The organism is Microbacterium sp. NPDC089188, assembly GCF_040685155.1.
GTDB lineage: Bacteria > Actinomycetota > Actinomycetes > Actinomycetales > Microbacteriaceae > Microbacterium > Microbacterium galbum.
The window spans coordinates 1-17,794 of the sequence record NZ_JBFBHH010000005.1 but is presented as its reverse complement, the minus strand read 5'-3'; the positions used below and the strand labels follow the sequence as shown (position 1 = coordinate 17,794).

The 17,794-nt window shown below is 72.3% G+C and carries 8 protein-coding genes; 6 read left to right on the top strand and 2 right to left on the bottom strand.

Going from position 1 to position 17,794, the window contains the following annotated elements; translation table 11 throughout:
• The first annotated feature begins 53 nt into the window (after positions 1 to 53).
• Together AB0N80_RS16135 and AB0N80_RS16130 are read left to right on the top strand one after the other, a co-directional pair.
• Positions 54 to 3,197: an ATP-dependent DNA helicase gene (locus tag AB0N80_RS16135; protein WP_363579423.1), complete on the top strand. Its 3,144-nt coding sequence runs from the start codon at positions 54 to 56 to the stop codon at positions 3,195 to 3,197.
• Complete coding sequence (locus AB0N80_RS16130; RefSeq protein WP_363579421.1) at positions 3,194 to 6,481, top strand: ATP-dependent DNA helicase; 3,288 nt, start codon at positions 3,194 to 3,196, stop codon at positions 6,479 to 6,481. The genes AB0N80_RS16135 and AB0N80_RS16130 overlap by 4 nt, the downstream gene beginning before the upstream one ends.
• Before the next feature lie 231 nt (positions 6,482 to 6,712).
• On the opposite strand, the gene AB0N80_RS16125 is transcribed toward AB0N80_RS16130, so the two are convergent.
• Entirely contained in the window at positions 6,713 to 8,167 is a 1,455-nt protein-coding gene (locus AB0N80_RS16125; protein ID WP_363579419.1) for a phosphotransferase, read from the bottom strand.
• A 109-nt stretch (positions 8,168 to 8,276) separates the two neighbouring features.
• On the opposite strand from AB0N80_RS16125, the gene nudC reads away from it, so the two are divergent.
• On the top strand, positions 8,277 to 9,200 hold the full coding sequence (nudC, locus tag AB0N80_RS16120) for an NAD(+) diphosphatase (RefSeq protein ID WP_363392109.1): 924 nt from the start codon (positions 8,277 to 8,279) through the stop codon (positions 9,198 to 9,200).
• Positions 9,197 to 10,948, top strand: a complete 1,752-nt coding sequence (locus AB0N80_RS16115) for an ATP-dependent helicase (RefSeq protein ID WP_363579417.1) — start codon at positions 9,197 to 9,199, stop codon at positions 10,946 to 10,948. Before nudC ends, AB0N80_RS16115 begins: the two co-directional genes overlap by 4 nt.
• Positions 10,949 to 11,881: 933 nt before the next feature.
• On the opposite strand, the gene AB0N80_RS16110 is transcribed toward AB0N80_RS16115, so the two are convergent.
• Complete coding sequence (locus tag AB0N80_RS16110) at positions 11,882 to 13,318, bottom strand: zinc-dependent metalloprotease (RefSeq protein ID WP_363392106.1); 1,437 nt, start codon at positions 13,316 to 13,318, stop codon at positions 11,882 to 11,884.
• Positions 13,319 to 13,446: 128 nt separating this feature from the next.
• Here AB0N80_RS16110 and AB0N80_RS16105 point away from each other — a divergent pair, with 128 nt between their 5' ends.
• Entirely contained in the window at positions 13,447 to 14,574 is a 1,128-nt protein-coding gene (locus AB0N80_RS16105; protein WP_363579415.1) for a S16 family serine protease, read from the top strand.
• A gap of 43 nt (positions 14,575 to 14,617) precedes the next feature.
• On the top strand, positions 14,618 to 17,569 hold the full coding sequence (locus tag AB0N80_RS16100; protein ID WP_363579413.1) for a UPF0182 family protein: 2,952 nt from the start codon (positions 14,618 to 14,620) through the stop codon (positions 17,567 to 17,569).
• The last annotated feature ends 225 nt before the right edge of the window (positions 17,570 to 17,794 follow it).

Sequence of the window (17,794 nt, the reverse complement as noted above, 5' to 3'; positions counted from 1 at the left end):
CAGCCGCCCGTCGCGCCCGGCCGATGTCGGAGGTCGCGATTACCGTGGAGCACATGCAGATGACGGATGCCGCCGCCCTCGGCGCCGTGCGTGAGGGCGCGGGTCTCGATCGCGATCAGCGTGCCGTCGTCGCCTGGCCCGCCGACGCGAGCGGCGTGGTGGTCGGGGCACCGGGGTCGGGCAAGACGACCACCCTGCTCTCGCGCGTGCGCGAGCTCGTGGCATCCGGTGTCGACCCCGACGACCTGCTCGTGCTCACCCCCACCCGGCCGGCGGCCACGGCCTTGCGCGACCCCCTCGCCCTCGCGGTCGACCGCGCCACCTCGGGCGCGCTGGCGCGCTCGGTGGCGTCGTTCGCCTTCCAGCTGGTGCGGGGGGCCGAGGTGCGGCGGGGCGCAGAGCCGCCGCAGCTGCTCACCGGCGGCGACGAGGACCAGATCATCCGCGATCTGCTCGAGGGCGATGCTCTCGACGAGCTCGCGGGCGTGTCGCGCTGGCCCGAGTGGCTGGGGCCGACGATCCGCGCCACCCGCGGGTTCCGCGGCGATCTCCGCGCCTTCCTCGCCGAGTGCACGGAGCTCGGCGTCACCTCGAACGACCTCGCGCTGCTCGCCGAGCGCCACGACCTTCCGGTGTGGGCATCGTTGGCGTCGTTCGCCGACGAGTACCGCGCGGTGCGGTCGGCCATGCGCGGCGCTCACCGCGACGCGGCCGATCTCGCGCGCGAGGCCGTCGCCGTCCTCGACGCCGCGCGCTCCGAGCGCGACCTGCTCGGGCGCTTCTCGACGTTGCGGTGCATCCTCGTCGACGACGCGCAGGAGCTCACCGCCGGCGGGATCGATCTGCTGCGCGCATGCCGCACCTCGGGCATCGGAGTCGTCGCCTTCGGCGATCCGGACGTCGGGTCAGGGGCGTTCCGCGGCGCGACGCCCGAGAACTTCGCGCGGCTCGCCCGTGAGCTCGGTACGACCGCCGCACTCGGCACGCCGCACCGCGGCACGCCCGAGCAGATCGACCTGGTGCGGCAGGTGGCATCCCGGATCGGGGCCGCCGGCGTCGTCGCCCATCGTCGCGCGCCCGAGGGGGCACCCGCGCAGGGATCGGTGCGCACCTACCTGCTGCGCTCGCCCGCGGAAGAGGCCGACGCGATCGCGCGTCTGCTGCGCGAGCGGCACGTTCTCGAGGGGATCCCGTGGAGTTCGTGCGCCGTCATCGCCCACGACTCCCGGCAGGTGGCGACGCTGGAGGCCGAGCTGGCCGCGCGCGAGGTTCCGGCCCGCGCGAGTGGACCCGGGCTGGCGCTGGGGGCGCAGCGCCCGGTGCGCGACCTCGTGCGCCTGGTCGAACTGGGCATGACGGATCCCGACGAGTGGGTGGCCGACGAGGTCGTCGATGCATTGCTGGGCACCTTCGGCGGGCTCGATGCCATCGAGCTGCGGCGTCTGCGTACGGCTCTGCGCCATGACGAGGTCACGGCCGGGGGCACGCGCCCCGCGACCGACCTGCTCGTGTCGGGGGTGCGCTTCCCCCTCGAGCTCGCCGTGATCGACTCGCGCGAGGCCCGTCGTGCGATCCGTCTCGGCGAGACGTTGAGCGCTCTGCGCGGGCAGGCCCTGCAGCAGGCGACCGCGCACGAGCTGCTGTGGACGGCGTGGGAGCGCAGCGCCCTTTCGCGCACCTGGCGCGAAGCGGCGAGAGGACACGGTGCGGTCGCCGAGCAGGCCGATCGCGATCTCGATGCGGTCGTGGCGCTGTTCCAGGCGGCGAAGCGCTACACGGAGCGTGAACCCGACGGAGAAGCGTCGGTGTTCCTGCGGTCGGTGCTCGACTCCGACGTCGCCGAAGACCGCATCGAGCAACCGGCCGTCGTCGACACCGTGCGGGTGCTCACCCCCGCAGCCGCGGCCGGAACGGCATTCGACACCGTCGTCATCGCGGGGGTGCAGGACGGCGTGTGGCCGAACACGCGGTTGCGTGGGGGGCTGCTCGAGACCTGGCGTCTGGCCGACGCCGTGCAGAATCCCGACCTTCCCGCCGCGGGCATGCTCGACCGTCGCCGCGCCGCGATGCACGACGAGCTGCGATTGTTCGTGCGCGCCGTCAGCCGTGCGGACGCCCTCGTGATCGTGACGGCCGTCGACGACGACGACACCGGGCCCAGCGTGCTGTTCGAGATGCTCCCCACTCCCGAACCGGCCGCGGCCATCCCCGAGCATCCGCTGTCGCTGCGCGGGCTCGTCGCCCGGCATCGCCGTTCCCTGACGGCCCCGCGCGTTCCCGCGGGCGAGAGGGCGCACGCCGCCGGCCAGCTCGCGATCCTCGCGGGCGCCGGGGTCGCCGGTGCCGCCGTCGAGGACTGGTACGGCGTCGCGCCGCCGAGCTCCACGGCGCCGCTGCGCGACCTCGAACGCGAAGACGTCCGCGTCTCGCCGTCCCGCTTGCACGCGCTGGAGGAATGCCAGCTCGACTGGGTGATCGCCGACCTCGGCGGCGACCGCGGTGGCACGACGGCCGGCATCGGGACCATCATCCACGCGGCGCTCGAGACCGCGGCATCCTCGTCCGAAGACGACCTCTGGGCCGTGGTCGACGAGCGGTGGGGCGAGCTCGTGTTCGACGCGGCGTGGCGCGAGCGGGCGGAGCGCACCCGCGCCCGCGACCTCGTGAGACGGCTCGCCGCCTACCTGCGGCGCTTCGACGACGCCGGCGGCCGCCTCATCGGCGCGGAACGGCATTTCGAGGTCCCCATCCCCGTTCCCGATGCCGGTGAGCACGGCGCCGTTCTCAGCGGCGACATCGATCGGGTGGAGCTCACGCCGGCCGGCGAGGTCGTCATCGTCGATCTGAAGACCGGGAAGAGCGAGCCCCAGACCGACGCCAAGGTCGCCGACAACCCTCAGCTCGCGGCCTACCAGCTGGCGTTCTCGTCGGGTGCGATCGAACAGGTCGCCGGCCTGGCCTCCGGCGGCGCGAAGCTGCTCGTACTGCGTCCGACCGCCGCGACGAAGGATTACGCCGAGCCGACGCAGAAGCCGTTCGACGACGAGCAGCGGGCGGCCTTCGTCTCGCGGGTGCAGGGAGCGGTCGACATCATGCGCGGCACGTCGTTCGCCGCCCCCTACGAGGTGCACTGCCGGGACGAGTTCTCCTACGGTCTCTGTCGCATCCACACGGTCTCAGCGGTGAGCGCCTCGTGAGCGAATCGCTGTCAGCGGCGACGATCGCCGCAGCCCTCGGCCAGTTCCCGCCCACCGTCGAGCAGACCGCCGTCATCGAGGCGCCGCTCGCGCCCGCCCTCGTCGTCGCGGGGGCCGGCAGCGGCAAGACCGAGACCATGGCCGGTCGCGTCGTGTGGCTCGTCGCGAACGCCCTCGTGCGCCGCGACGAGGTGCTGGGGCTGACTTTCACGCGCAAGGCCGCGGGGGAGCTGGCCGAGCGCATCCAACGCCGACTGCAGCGCCTGTCGGAGTTCGAGGTGCGGGGGCTCCTTCCCTTCCTTCCGCGCCTGCACGCGGACGGCCGCCTCGCGGTCTTCGCCGAGCTCGCCGCCCTCGAGGGCGCGCGGGGCGACGCGGCGCGCCGGGAGGCGCTCGATGCCCTGGTGGCGGAGACCGGTGCCGAGGTACCGGATTCGCACGACGGCGATCAGCTGCTGCACCGGCCGACGGTGTCGACGTACAACAGCTTCGCGGACGCGATCGTGCGCGAGCACGGCCTGCGGATCGGTCGGGATGCCGAAGCCGCGGTGCTGTCGGAGTCGGCGGCGTGGCTGCTCATGCGACGCGTGGTGTTCGCCTCCGACGATCCACGCCTCGAGGAGCGCCAGGAGTCGCCCCGCACGCTGATCGACGCCGCGTTGCGCATCGCTCGCGACGGGGTGGACAACCTCGTCGATCTCGACGAGCTCGCCGCGTTCCCCGAGCAGTTCGGACGGATCGTGGAGCGGCCCTCGACCTCCGCGCGGGTGAGCGTCTACAAGGAGGTCGGGGATGCCGCCGCGAAGGTCTCGGCGCTGTCGCTGCTGGCGACCCTCGCGGCCGCCTACGACCGCGAGAAGGCCCGACTCGGGGTGATGGACTTCGCCGACCAGGTGGCCGGCGCCCTGCGGATCGCACGGGAGCACCCGGCCGTGGTGGCCGAGCTGCGCGCCCGCTATCGCGTCGTGCTGCTCGACGAGTACCAGGACACGTCTGTCGTGCAGACCGACCTGTTGGCGACGCTGTTCGGCGGCACGGGCGTGATGGCGGTGGGCGATCCCCACCAGGCCATCTACGCCTGGCGCGGGGCGAGCGCGGGCAACCTCGGCGGATTCCCCGACGCCTTCGCACCCGGCACCGAGTGTCAGCGCTTCGCTCTGCTCACGAGCTGGCGCAACAGCGCGCAGGTGCTCACCGCGGCCAACGCGGTACTCGCCCCCCTGGCGCCCCGCGCGGCGGTGGCGGTCGAGGAGCTGCGCTCCCGCCCCGGCGCGCCGGAGGGACTCGTCGAGACGGTCTTCGAAAACGACCTCGATGCCGAGGCCGATCGCGTCGCGGCCTGGTTCGTCGGCGTGCGCGCCGCGCGTGCCGCCCACGGGCGCTCCACGACCGGTGCGGTGCTGTTCCGCAGCAAGAAGCACATGGTGCGCTTCGGCGACGCGCTCGGCCGACGCGGCATCCCGCACCGCATCCTCGGACTCGGCGGGCTCCTCACCACGCCCGAGGTGGTCGACGTCGTGTCCGTGCTCCGGGTGATCAGCGACCCCGAGGCGGGGTCGGCGCTGATCCGACTCCTCTCCGGACCGCGGTGGGCGGTGGGTCTCGCCGACCTGCGTGCGCTGGCCCAGTTGGCACGGCGTCTCGCCACGCACGACGTGACGCTGCAGCCGCTGGCGCCCGAGGTCGTCGATCGGCTCCGATCCACCCCGGGTGCCGACCGCGCGTCGCTCGTCGACGCACTCGACTTCGTCACCCGGCAGAGCGACACGCACGGGTGGCTGGCCGACATCACCCCCGACGGACGCGCGCGGCTCCGCGAGGCGGGGGCGGTGTTCGCGGGGCTGCGTCGCAGCGTGGGCGCTCCCGTGCCCGAGCTCATCCGCCTGATCGAGACGGAACTGCGGCTCGACATCGAGCTCGCGGCGAACGAGGCACGCGGTCCCGCACGCATCGCGTCGGCGCAGCTGCGGGCCTTCGTGGACGAGATCCGCGGCTTCCTCGCCGCCGACGAGTCCGGGTCGGTCTCGAGTCTGCTGGCCTGGCTCGACCACGCCGAGCAGGCCGATGAGTTCGCTCCGCGGACCGAGCCGCCCGAGGACGACGTCGTGCAGTTGTTGACGATCCACGGGTCGAAGGGGCTCGAGTGGGATGCCGTGGCCGTGGTGCGTCTGGTGACCGACGAGCTGCCCTCTCTCGCCCGCGATACCAAGGGGTGGCTCGGCTTCGGCATCCTTCCCTCGGAGTTCCGCGGCGACTCGGCGTGGCTGCCGGTGTTCGCGTGGCGCGGCGCCGAGACGCAGCAGGACCTGAAAGCGGCGATCGACGCCTTCGTCGCCGACAATCGGGCGCGTCAGCTCGACGAGGACCGCCGCCTCGCCTACGTCGCGTTCACCCGCGCCCGCGACCATCTGCTGCTGTCGGGGTCGAGCTGGTCCGGGACGAAGCGCCCCCGTCGTCCGAGCGTCTTCCTCGACGAGGCCGTCGAAGCGCTCGGTCTCGATCCGGTGATCGACGAACCGGGCGACGACCCCTACGACGGCGAGCGGCGGCTCCTGCACTGGCCGCTCGATCCGCTGGGCTCCCGCCGCACCGCGGTCGCCGCCGCGGCGACGCAGGCGCAGGCCGCGAGGGCGCAGCCGGCGGCTGACGCCGATCCCGACCTCGAGCTGCTCCTGGCCGAGCGGGCCGCTCGGCTACGCCCTGCCCACGCGCCCGCCCCGACGCGCATCCCGGCATCCAAGTTCAAGGACTTCGTCGCCGACTACGGGGGCGCCGTCGACGACCTGCGCCGCCCCATGCCGGAGCGTCCGTACCGGCAGACACGCCTCGGCACCCTGTTCCACGCGTGGGTCGAGCAGCGCTCGGGACTCGTCGGATCGAGCATCGGCCTCGACGACGACGCGCTCTGGGATGACGACGAGGGAGGCGCATCGACCGCCGACGCCGCCGAGCTGCAGCGCTTGCGCGAATGTTTCGAGCGATCGGAGTGGGCACCGCTGCGCCCCCTCGAGGTCGAGACCGAGATCGACTTCGTCACGCGGCGACTCGACGGGCGCGATCACGTCGTCATCTGCAAGCTGGATGCCGTGTACCGACGCGGCGACCGATACGAGATCGTCGACTGGAAGACGGGCCGCCCGCCCGCGAGCGAGGCCGAACGCCGTGCGCGCATGGTGCAGTTGGAGCTGTACCGGGAGGCGTACCACGCCAAGCACGGCATCGATCTCGACCGCATCGACGTCGCCCTGTTCTACGTCGGTGACGAGTTGGTGCTGCGCGGCTGACGGGGCCTCTGCCGGGCCGAGGTGCACGCCTTGCGCGGGTGAAGTGGGGCGAGGCGTCCTGCCCGCGTGGCTGTCGGCCACGGGCGACGTGGGATCGCGAAGAGGCCGGGGCGGGAACGCAGCCGAGCCAGCCGGCCCCGAGCCGTTCGGGTCGGGCGCGCGAGACGCCGGCTCGGGCGGTGTCACCCGATGCGCCCGCAGGATCTCTGGTCGGGTGCGCGCGAGGCGGACTCAGACGGTGTCGTCCGACACGCCCCAGCGGCGGAGCGCCGCGCGACTCGCACGCGCAGCGTCCTCCTCATCGTCGACCGCAGTGACGGCCGGGTCGTCGGAGGGGCGGGGCTGGCGGAGGGGGGTCTCTTCGTCGGTGACGGGGGTCTCCGAGGCACCGGGGAGGTCCGACATCGCCGACGGCGCGCTGGACTCTGCGCGCGGGATCGGCGTGGATTCGCGCGCGGCATCGTCCCACCCGTCGAGGTCGATCGGTGCAGTGGCCTCGGGGTCGATATCGTCGCGCGCCGGCAGTTGGTCGATGTGGATCGCGCCGGTGTCGGTATCCGGTCCGGGGGTGTCGAGGGCCTCGGCGAGCGCTTCGGCTGCTGCCACCCGATCGCGCTCGGCGGAGAGGTACAGCGAGAGAGCCTCGGGATCGTAGGCGTCGGTCTGCATCGACGTGTCGACGACGGCGGGCGCGACGACGGGCGGAACGGCCTCGACGAGGGCCAGGGCGTCGTCGATGTCGCTGCGCGAGTCCGGGACGATGTGGTCGCCGCGCACGCCGTCCGCCAGGGCGTCGAGAAGGGCGACCGCGTCGGCGACGACCTCGCTCTCACCGGCGTCGTGACCGTGCACGAGCCATCGGGCGAACTCGAGCTCCGCGTACAGGCGGGCACGCTCGCGCAGCAGCGGATCGGGCGAGCGTTCGCCGGCGGCGGCGTACCCCGCGTGCACGTCGTCGGCTGCCAGCGGCGAGGAGGCCAGCCAGCGCAGGTCGACGGCGGGATCGCCGACGCTGAGTCCCGCCCAATCCAGGATGCCCACCACGTGCGGCACATCGTGCTCATCGTCCGCGAGCACGATGGAGGAGCTCGTCGCTCCGCCGAGGATCACGGCGGACTCGAAACGCCAGAGGTCGTCGACCTCGAGAGCGCGCCGCCAGCGCATCATGAGATCGTCGCCGACCCGGCCCGTCGCATCGGCACGGTCGAGGAGGCGTCGGACATCGTCGCGCACCTGCTCGGGGGAGCGCACGGGCAGTCCGTCGGTGCGCACGATCGACACGGGGAGGGCGTGCACCGCGGCCAGCGCTCCACCGATCGCGGGGGCGTAGCCCGGGCCCTTCGGCAGGTGCGCGGGGTCGATGCGGTATCCGTCGATGTGATCGACGACGAGGACGCGCTGGACGCCGGAGCCGGCCTCGCCGAGCACCTCGGGCACCGCGAAAGGAAGTAGTGCCCGCACGCCCGCGGTGAGCGCGTGCAGCGCCCGGGTCTCCGCGGCGAGGTCGGCCGAGGCCTCCTCGGTCGCGGGCATGCGCACCACGACCTCGCGCCCGTCATCGGTTCGAGCGAGGGCGGAATCGAAGCGTCCGCCGCTGTTCTCGGTCAGCGCGCTGACGTTGGTGATGGCGGTGCGCGGGAGGGCCGCCGTCGCCGACGCGGCTAAAATGAGGGGCGAGCGTGCCATGCCCCCAGGGTAGGTCGGGCTTTCTCCCGTCTGCCTGCGCCACGCCCTTCTGCGGTGAGGTCGGGCCGTCGATCCGCCCGTCCGCGTCCGCCCGTCAGAGAGGTGTCCGATGCCGCATCCCGCGTCCGCCCCGGCCGAGTCCCCGCTTCCGCTGCACGTCGACCGCTCTGGAGCGGAGCGCGACGACGAGGGCCTCCTCGAGCGCGCTCGAGCCGACGCGGCGACCCGGATCCTGGCGGTGCGGCGAGACGCGGCACCGGTGCGTGCCGGTCGCCTCGCGCTCCTGGAGCGCGGGCACCTGGCATCCGCCGGCGTCGAGGTGCGCGAATGGGCGTTCCTGGGGCACGCCGTCGACGGCGTCGCGCTCCTGCTCGCGGTGCTGCCCGACGACGCCCCCGACGATCTCGTCCGGGATGCCGAATGGGCCGCGCTGCGTACCGCCGGAGGCGATCTGCCCGAGTCGGAGGCGGAGGTCCTCACCACCGCCGTCGCTCTGGCGGGCTGGCTGCGCGACGCGCCCTTCTGCCCCGCGTGCGGGGCGCGTACCGACCTCCGGCACGCCGGATGGTCACGGCACTGCCCCTCGTGCGGACGCGAGCACTTCCCCCGTACCGACCCCGCGGTGATCGTGCTGGTGCAGTCGGCCGAGTCGGATGACCGCATCCTGCTCGGCGCGAACGCCGCCTGGGGTGGAGACCGATACTCCTGCTTCGCCGGATTCGCCGAAGCAGGGGAGTCGCTCGAAGACGCGGTGCGCCGCGAGGTCGGCGAGGAATCGGGCGTGCGGCTCGACGACATCTCGTACCGCGGCTCGCAGGCGTGGCCGTACCCGCGTTCGCTGATGCTGGGCTTCCGTGCGCGCGTGGTGGCTGATGACGAAGCACGTGCCGATGGCGAGGAGATCGTCGAGGTGCGCTGGTTCGACCGTGAGGAGATCGGCGCCGCCCTGAGGGGCGAGGGATCGGTGCAGCTGCCGGGGCCGGCCTCCATCGCCCGAAAGCTGATCGACGACTGGTTCCGGGGCGTCGCGTGACGGGGCCTCTCGACGGCCTCGACGAGCACCAGCTCGAGGCGGCGCGCGCCCTGCGGGGTCCGGTCTGCGTGCTCGCGGGTGCCGGAACGGGCAAGACCCGCGTCATCACGCGGCGCATCGCGCACGGGGTCGACACGGGGGCGTATTCGCCGCAGCGGGTGATGGCGGTGACCTTCACCGCGAAGGCGGCGGGGGAGATGCGGGGCCGACTCCGTGCACTCGGGGTGTCGGGGGTGTCGGCGCGCACGTTCCACGCCGCGGCCCTGGCCCAGGTCAACTTCTTCTGGCCCACGCTCGCGGGCGACCAGGCCCCGTCGATCATCGACAACAAGGTGCGGATGCTCGCGCATGCCGCCGACGGGGTGGGGCTGGCCCCCGATACCGCGACGTTGCGCGACGTGGCGGCGGCGATCGAGTGGCGGAAGGTCACCCTGCGCTCGATCGAGCAGTATGCGACGGATCGACCTGAGGGTGTCGGTCGTCTCGGCGTCGACCAGGTGGTCGCGCTGCAGCGTGCGTACGAGAAACTCAAGGACGAGCGTCGACAGATGGACTTCGAAGACGTCCTGCTGACCTGCGCGGGCATGATCGAGGCGGAGCCGAGGGTCGCGGCGGCGGTGCGCGAGCAGTACCGTCACTTCACCGTCGACGAGTACCAGGACGTCTCGCCCCTGCAGAACCGCCTCCTGGAACTGTGGCTCGGCGACCGGCGCGACCTCTGCGTCGTCGGCGACGCGAGCCAGACGGTGTATTCCTTCACCGGAGCCGACGCGCGATACCTGCTGGAGTTCGAACGCACGCACGACGACGCACGGGTGGTGCGCCTCGAGCGCAACTACCGTTCCGCCGCGCCCGTGCTCGCCGTCGCCAACGACCTCATGCGGGGCCGGGTGGGCGCCCTCGAGCTGGTCGCGGCCCGCGCCGACGAGGCTCCGGTGCCGACCGTGCGCGCCTACGACGACGACGAGGCCGAGGCCGCGGCCGTCGCGCGCTCGATCGCCGAGGCTATGGCCCGCGGCGTCGATCCGCACGACATCGCCGTGCTGTATCGATCGCACGCGCAGTCCGCCGCGGTGATCTCGGCTCTCGCCGCGGTGGGGATCGCGGCATCCGTGCTCGGAGGACGCAAGTTCTTCGACCTGCCCGAGGTGCGCCAGGCGCTCATGGCGTTGCGGGCTGCCTCGGTCGCTCCGATGCAGACGGGATTCCTCCCGACGGTGCGCGACGTGCTGCGCAGCGTCGGCCTCACCGACGACCCGCCGGAGGCGGGCGGCGCCCTGCGCGAGGCGTGGGAGGCGCGCGCGGCGCTGCTGCGCCTGGCCGAGGAGGCACCGGAGGGCACCGACCTGCGCGGCTTCACCGATGATCTGCAGGCACGCGCGCGCGACCAGCACGAGCCGACGACCCGCACGGTGACGCTGGCCACCCTGCACGCCGCGAAGGGTCTCGAATGGAGCCACGTCTACCTCATCGGTGTCAGTGAGGGGCTGCTGCCCATCTCATATGCGAAGACGTTCGAGGCGGTCGACGAGGAACGTCGTCTCGCCTACGTCGGGGTCACGCGCGCCGCGCGGACGTTGTCGGTGAGCTGGGCTCGTGGCTACGGGCGGATGGAGCGGTCGCCGTCGCGCTTCCTGCGGGAGATCGGCAGTGGCAGTCTGCGCTCGGCCGATGAAGCTCCCAGACCCGCGGGAACGAATCGACGTCGAGGCGCAGCGACCTCGTCGTCACCCCGGTCGGGGCGCTGAGCAAAAACCGCGCGGCGCGCCCGGCCTCGGCGGCGAGGGCGACGTCGACGTCGGGTCGGGGGCGTCCGATCAACTGCGGGGCCACGACGGGCCACTGCGGATCGTCGCGACGTCGATCGGCGTCGAGGCAGGCCAGGCAGGCCGTGCGGCCCGGCCGTACCACCGGGCCGATCCGCGCCCGCCCTCCGTCGAGCGTGAGCGGGAGGTGCGTGACGTCGTCGCGCATGTACGTCGCGGCCCGACGCGGGTCGACGCGGTAGGCGCCGAGCATCACGACCACGGTGCCCGGTGGGGCCGTTTCCGCCAGCGGCCCGGCCCACGGGAGCACCCGGCTGCGCGCGGGGAGGGCGGCCAGGACCGCGCGGACAGCGCGTGGTGGCAGGTCGTCGGCGGTCTGGAGCGCGATCGGGGGATGCCGTCGACGCGTGCGCAGCGCGGGGCCGACGGCCGCGAGCAGCTCATCGGCCTCGTTCTCTGGCGCGCCGTGCAGGCGCGCCAGGCTGCGGACGGCCGCGTGCGTCGTGCCCTCGACGAGAGCGCTCACGACGACGTCGACCCACTCTGCGGCGGAGGGGGTGACGGCAAGAGCCGGAGCGCCGAACTGCACGCGGCCGTCATCGCGCCAGAGGGGGACGGCGGAGGGGGAGAGGCGGATCATGGCCCGATCATCGCGCGACCCTCGCCCCGGGATGCCGTTGTCCACACGTACCCGTCGGTGAGGACGGGGTGGGGAGGAGGCGTCACCGCGCCGGCCGACCCGTGTACGCCGCGACGAACCCGCCCCGCGCCGACCAATCCGCCCCCGCGCCGACCCAGCCCGCGCCGATCCAGCCCGCGCCGCGCCCACCGCCACGCGCTCGCGTGCCCCGCGCGACCGCACGCGCATGAACGACCGTGGCGAGGAGCCTCAGCCCCTCGCCACGATCATCGCCGTCACACCGGTCGTTGGTCTCCCGGTGCGGCGTCGTCGTCGGGGTCGGCGTCGGGCGCCGCGCCGTCCGCATCGGCCGAGGTCGTCGTGGAGTCGGCATCCGATCGGCCGCCGCCGGCCTCCTCGGCCAGCAGCTGGGCGAGCGCGTCGTCCATCGCGTCGGCGGGGGCGGCCTCGCCGCGGGAGGCGGCGGTGACACGGGCGATGAGGGCGGCCGGGTCGTCGATGTCGTCGGACGAGGGCATGAGGTCGGGGTAGTCCCACAGCGCGTCACGGCCCTCGACGCCGACGGCCGCGGTCACGGCGCGCCACATGGCGGCGGCTTCGCGCATGCGCCGGGGGCGCAGCTCCAGGCCCACGAGCGAGCCGAGGGCCTGCTCGGCGGGACCACCCACCGCGCGGCGGCGCCGCACGGCCTCGGCGATGCGGGCGGCCGAGGGAAGGCGCGAGGTGGCGTCCTCCGTCACGACGTCGACCCATCCCTCGATGGTCGCGAGCAGGTTCTCGAGTCGCGTGAGCGCCGCCGTCTGCTCCTCGGAGCGTTCGGGCAGCAGCGCTCCGCTCTCGAGCGCGCCGCGGAGCTCGTCGGGCTGCGACGGGTCGAAGCGCGTGGCGAGCTCCTCGAGCGCGTCGGTGTCGACGCGGATGCCGTGCGCGAAGTCGCGCACCTGCGAGATGACGTGCAGCCGCAGCCACCGCGCGTGCCGGAAAAGGCGTGCATGGGCGAGTTCGCGCGTGGCGAGGTAGAGGGCGAGCTGATCGTCGGGGATCTCGAGGTCGCGGCCGAAGTCCGCGAAGTTCTGCGGCAGGATCGCCGCGTCGCCGTCGGGCATGAGCGGGATGCCGACGTCTCCGCCGCCCACGACCTCGGTCGACAGGCGTCCGACGACGTGACCCAGCTGCGTGGCGAACAGCGATCCGCCGACGGTGCGCATGAGTCGTCCGGCGCCCGCGATCATGTCCTGCATGTCGTCGGGAGCCTGCTGCCCGAGGGCGGCGGTGAGCGCGTCGGCGATGCTCGTGGCCACGGGCTCCGCGAGCTCCTGCCACACCGGCAGGGTGGCGCTCACCCAGGCGCCGCGCGTGACGGCGCGCGGGGGGCGCGGGAGGTCGCTGATCGCCGTCGCCTCGCCCAGCCAGAGACCCGCGAGGGTGAAGGCCTGATCCAGGTCGGTGCGCTGGCCGGTGGTCACCCCGAGACCGTCCTGGTTCGCGATGTGCAGGGCCTGGCGCTCCGCGAGGCTCCAGTCCACGCCCTCCTGCGTGCCGTTGAACGCGCCCTGGAGCTGATTCATCACCTGCTGCAGCATCGCGGGGTCGATCTGCATGCCCGACAGGCGCGAGAGCTGTTCGGGATCGATGCCGCTGGTGTCGCCCGACATGAGGCGACGCATGAGCTCCTGGAACTCTTCTTCGGGGCTCTTGTCGTCGTCTGCCACTTCAGCCGCCTTTCAGCCAGGTCTGGGGGAACGAGATCTACGCTAGTCGCACGTTTCCCCGCAACAGTCGGCCCGGCCCCTCGCCGCTTACGCCGCGCGCGAACGACCCCGACGAAGGACTCCCCACTGTGACGCTGTTCGACGAAAACGCCTCTCCCGCGCCCGCGCCCCGACAGCGCTGGCGACGCGGCTCCGTCATCGGCGTGTGGTCGCTCGCGGTGGCGTTCGTCATCCTGCTGGTGATGTCGTTGCTGCCCTCGGCCTACGTCATCCAGCAGCCCGGCCCCGTCTTCAACACCCTCGGCACCACGACCACCGCCGACGGCCAGGAGGTCCCGCTCATCTCGGTACCGGAGGAGAAGGACAGCACGACCACCGGCCAGCTCGACCTGCTCACGGTCCAGGTCAGCGGCAACCGCGAGCGCACGCCCTCGTGGCTCGAGCTCGCCCAGGCGTGGTTCGACCGCTCGCGCGCCGTCGTGCCGATCGACCGCATCTTCCCCGCCGGGCAGACCACCGAGCAGCGCAACACCGAGAACGCCGCCCTGATGAGCGATTCGCAGCTGGAGGCCAGCGCCGCGGCGCTCCGCGAGCTCGGGTACGACGTGCCCGGCGAGATCGCCGTCGGAACGGTCGACGACGCCGGAGCCGCCGCGGGAGCGCTGCAGGTGGGCGATGTCGTCACCTCGGTGGATGCGGTGGCCGCGGCCAACGTCGACGCGGTCCGCGCCGCGGTGCAGGCCGCGGCCGGAGCGCCGGTCACGGTGGCGTACACCCGCGACGACACCCCGGGCACGGTCACCGTGACGCCGAAGCAGACGGAGGTGGACGGTCAGCCGCAGTGGCTGCTCGGCATCGGCCTGCAGGAGTCCTTCGACCTGCCCGTCGACGTGAAGATCCAGCTCAATGACGTCGGCGGACCGAGCGCCGGCATGATGTTCGCCCTCGGCATCATCGACAAGATGAGCGACGGAGACCTCACCGGCGGCCAGCACATCGCCGGCACCGGCACGATCGACGCCGACGGCAACGTGGGCCCGATCGGCGGCATCCGCCAGAAGCTGTACGGAGCGCGGGATGCCGGAGCGACGGTGTTCCTCGCCCCGGAATCGAACTGCAACGAGGTCGTCGGCCACGTGCCCGACGGCATCCGGGTGTTCTCGACCTCGACCCTGGAACAGTCGATGACGGTGCTGCGGACGATCCGCGAGGGCGGCGATCTCGACGCGCTGCCCACGTGTGCTTCGGGAACGTAGCATTCACGGCGAACCCCCGGAAGGCCGCGCCTAGGATGAAGGGGTGACCACGACCTCAGCGCCGAACCAGGCCACGCCCCCGAATCGCTCTCGACGGATCATCTCGATCACCCTGGCGGTGATCGCCGCGCTGGTCGTGGCGTTCTTCGTCTTCGCGAACCTCTACTCGGACTGGCTGTGGTTCTCGCAGCTCGGATTCACGGGCGTGCTGACCACCCAATGGATCGCGCGGACGGTGATGTTCGTCGTCGGCTTCCTCGCCATGGCGATCCCGGTCTGGGGCGTCATCCAGCTGGCGTACCGCCTTCGTCCCGTCTACGCGCGGCTGAGCTCGCAGCTCGACCGCTACCAGGAGGTCGTCGAGCCGCTGCGTCGCCTGGCGATGTGGGGCATCCCGATCTTCTTCGGCTTCTTCGCCGGCTTCGCCGCCTCGGCGCAGTGGGAGACCACGTGGCTCTGGGCCAACGGCGTCGCCACCTCGACCACCGACCCCCAGTTCGGCCTCGACACCGGCTTCTACCTGTTCGGGATGCCGTTCTACGCCGCCGCCCTCGGATTCGCGTCGGCGGTCGTGCTGGTGTGCCTGCTGCTGACCGGCGTCGTGTCCTACCTCTATGGTTCGGTCCGCATCGGCCAGCGCGAGCTGCGCATCTCCAAGGCGGCACGCATCCAGCTCGCCGTGCTCGCGGGCCTCTACCTGCTCCTGCAGGGCGCGAGCCTGTGGCTCGACCGGTTCCGCCAGCTCGTGGAGCCGTCGGAGCGCATCACCGGTCCGGGATACGTGGGTGCCAACGCCGTCATCCCCGGTCAGACGATCCTCGCGATCGCGGCGGTCATCGTCGCCCTGGCGTTCTTCGTGACGGCGTTCATCGGACGCTGGCGCTACCCGCTCATCGGAACCGCCCTCCTGGTCGTCTCGGCGATCGTGGTGGGGGCGGCGATCCCGTGGGCCGTGACCACGTTCCAGGTGCGTCCCAACGAGCTCACGCTCGAGAGCCAGTACTACCAGCGCAACCTCGACGGGACGAAGGCCGCCTACGGCATCGACAACGTCGAGAAGGAGAACTTCCAGGCCACCACCGAGGCCGAGGCCGGTCAGCTGCGCAACGACGCCGAGTCCACGGCGCAGCTGCGCATCATGGACCCGGCGATCATCGGCCCCACCGTCCGCCAGCTCGAGCAGTACCGGGCCTACTACCAGTTCACGAACCCCCTCGACGTCGACCGCTACACGATCGACGGCAAGACGCAGGACACCGTGGTGTCGCTGCGCGAGCTGAACATCGGGCAGCTGGGCGACGCCGCGTCGTGGCAGAACACCACCCTCGTCTACACGCACGGCTACGGCATGGTCGCGGCCGCCGGTAACGAGCGCACCGCCGACGGCGACCCCGTGTTCCTCGAGCAGGCGATCCCGGGGACGGGCTTCCTGACCGACCTGAACTACGAGCCGCGCGTGTACTTCGGCGAGAGCTCGCCGCAGTACTCGATCGTCGGGGCGCCCGAGGGCACCGACCCGATCGAGCTCGACTACCCCCTGGGCGCCGATGGCGGCACCGAGACCCGCACGACGTTCACCGGCAACGGCGGGCCGAGCGTGGGCAACGTCTTCAACCGCCTCATCTACGCGCTGAAGTTCCAGTCGGAGCAGATCCTCTTCTCCGACAGCGTCAACGCCGACTCGCAGATCCTCTACGACCGCGACCCCAAGGAGCGCGTGCAGAAGGTCGCGCCGTACCTGACGCTCGACAGCGACCCGTACCCCACGGTCGTCGACGGTCGCATCAAGTGGGTCATCGACGGCTACACCACGAGCTCGAACTACCCGTACTCCACGGGTGTCTCGCTCTCGCGCGCCATCGCGGACTCGAACAACCCGGCTCCCACCTACGCGCTGGATGACATCAACTACATCCGCAACTCGGTGAAGGCCACGGTCGACGCCTACGACGGTTCGGTGCAGCTCTACGCGTGGGACGACCAGGACCCGCTGCTGCAGGCATGGCAGAACATCTACCCCTCGTCGCTCAAGCCCTGGAGCGACATGTCGGCCGACCTCATGAGCCACGTGCGCTACCCGACCGACCTCATGAAGGTGCAGCGCTCGATGCTCGGCGTGTACCACGTCGACGATGCGACCTCGTTCTACCGCCAGGACAACCGGTGGACCACGCCGAACGACCCGCAGGACCCGGCGACGTTCCAGCCGCCGTACTACCTGACGATGAAGATGCCGAGCCAGGACGAGCCGACGTTCTCGATGTTCACGAGCTTCATCCCGGCATCCCAGGGCGGTCAGGCGAGAAACGTGCTGACCGGCTATCTCGCCGTCGACGCCAACGCCGGTGACGTCAAGGGGACCAAGCGCGAGGACTACGGACGATTGCGCATGCTCGTGATCGACTCGACGACGACGGTGCCCGGTCCGGGTCAGGTGCAGAACACCTTCGACTCCGACACGAACGTGTCGTCGCAGATCAACATCCTGCAGCAGGGCCAGTCGCAGGTGCTCCCGGGCAACCTGCTCACCCTCCCCGTCGGCGGCGGTCTGCTGTACGTGCAGCCGGTGTTCGTGCAGTCGTCGGGTGACACCAAGCTCCCGCAGCTGCGCCGCGTGCTGGTCGCCTTCGGCAACAAGATCGCGTTCGAGAACACGCTGAGCGAAGCCCTCGACACGCTGTTCGGCGGCGACTCCGGTGCCAGCACCGGTGACTCGACGGTCACACCGACGGATCAGAACGCGGGCGACGGGACGACCACGAATCCCACGGTTCCGGCCGGCGACTATGCGGCGGCGCTGCAGGAGGCGCGCGACGCGCTGAGCGCGCGCCAGGCGGCGCTGACCAGCGGCGACCTCGCCGAGTTCGCCACGCAGGACGCCCGCCTGACCGCGGCCGTGCAGCGCTTGCTCGACCTCGAGAGCCAGGGTCAGGGCGGCACGGCGACGCTGTCGCCGACCGCGACGCCGACCCCCGAGGCCACGCCCGCGGGCTGACCTCGCTCCTCACGACGACGCCGGCGTCCCGCTTCGCGCGGGGCGCCGGCGTCGTCGTTGCCGGTGTCTCCGGTCGCTCGCACACGCTCCCGGGCGCTGCCCAACCCGTCGAGTGTCCAGGACACGCCGCATCCTCGCGCGCCGAGCGGCGTCGAGGAAGGTGTCGAGCGCGGGGGCGGGGGGGGGGGTGGCGGCGCGCGGGCGCACCGAGGGGGGCGACCCGTA

Coding starts and splice junctions, on each gene's coding strand:
- AB0N80_RS16135 (WP_363579423.1), top strand. CDS start 54: ATGCAGATGACGGATGCCGCCGCCCTCGGCGCCGTGCGTGAGGGCGCG.
- AB0N80_RS16125 (WP_363579419.1), bottom strand. CDS start 8,167: ATGGCACGCTCGCCCCTCATTTTAGCCGCGTCGGCGACGGCGGCCCTC.
- nudC (WP_363392109.1), top strand. CDS start 8,277: ATGCCGCATCCCGCGTCCGCCCCGGCCGAGTCCCCGCTTCCGCTGCAC.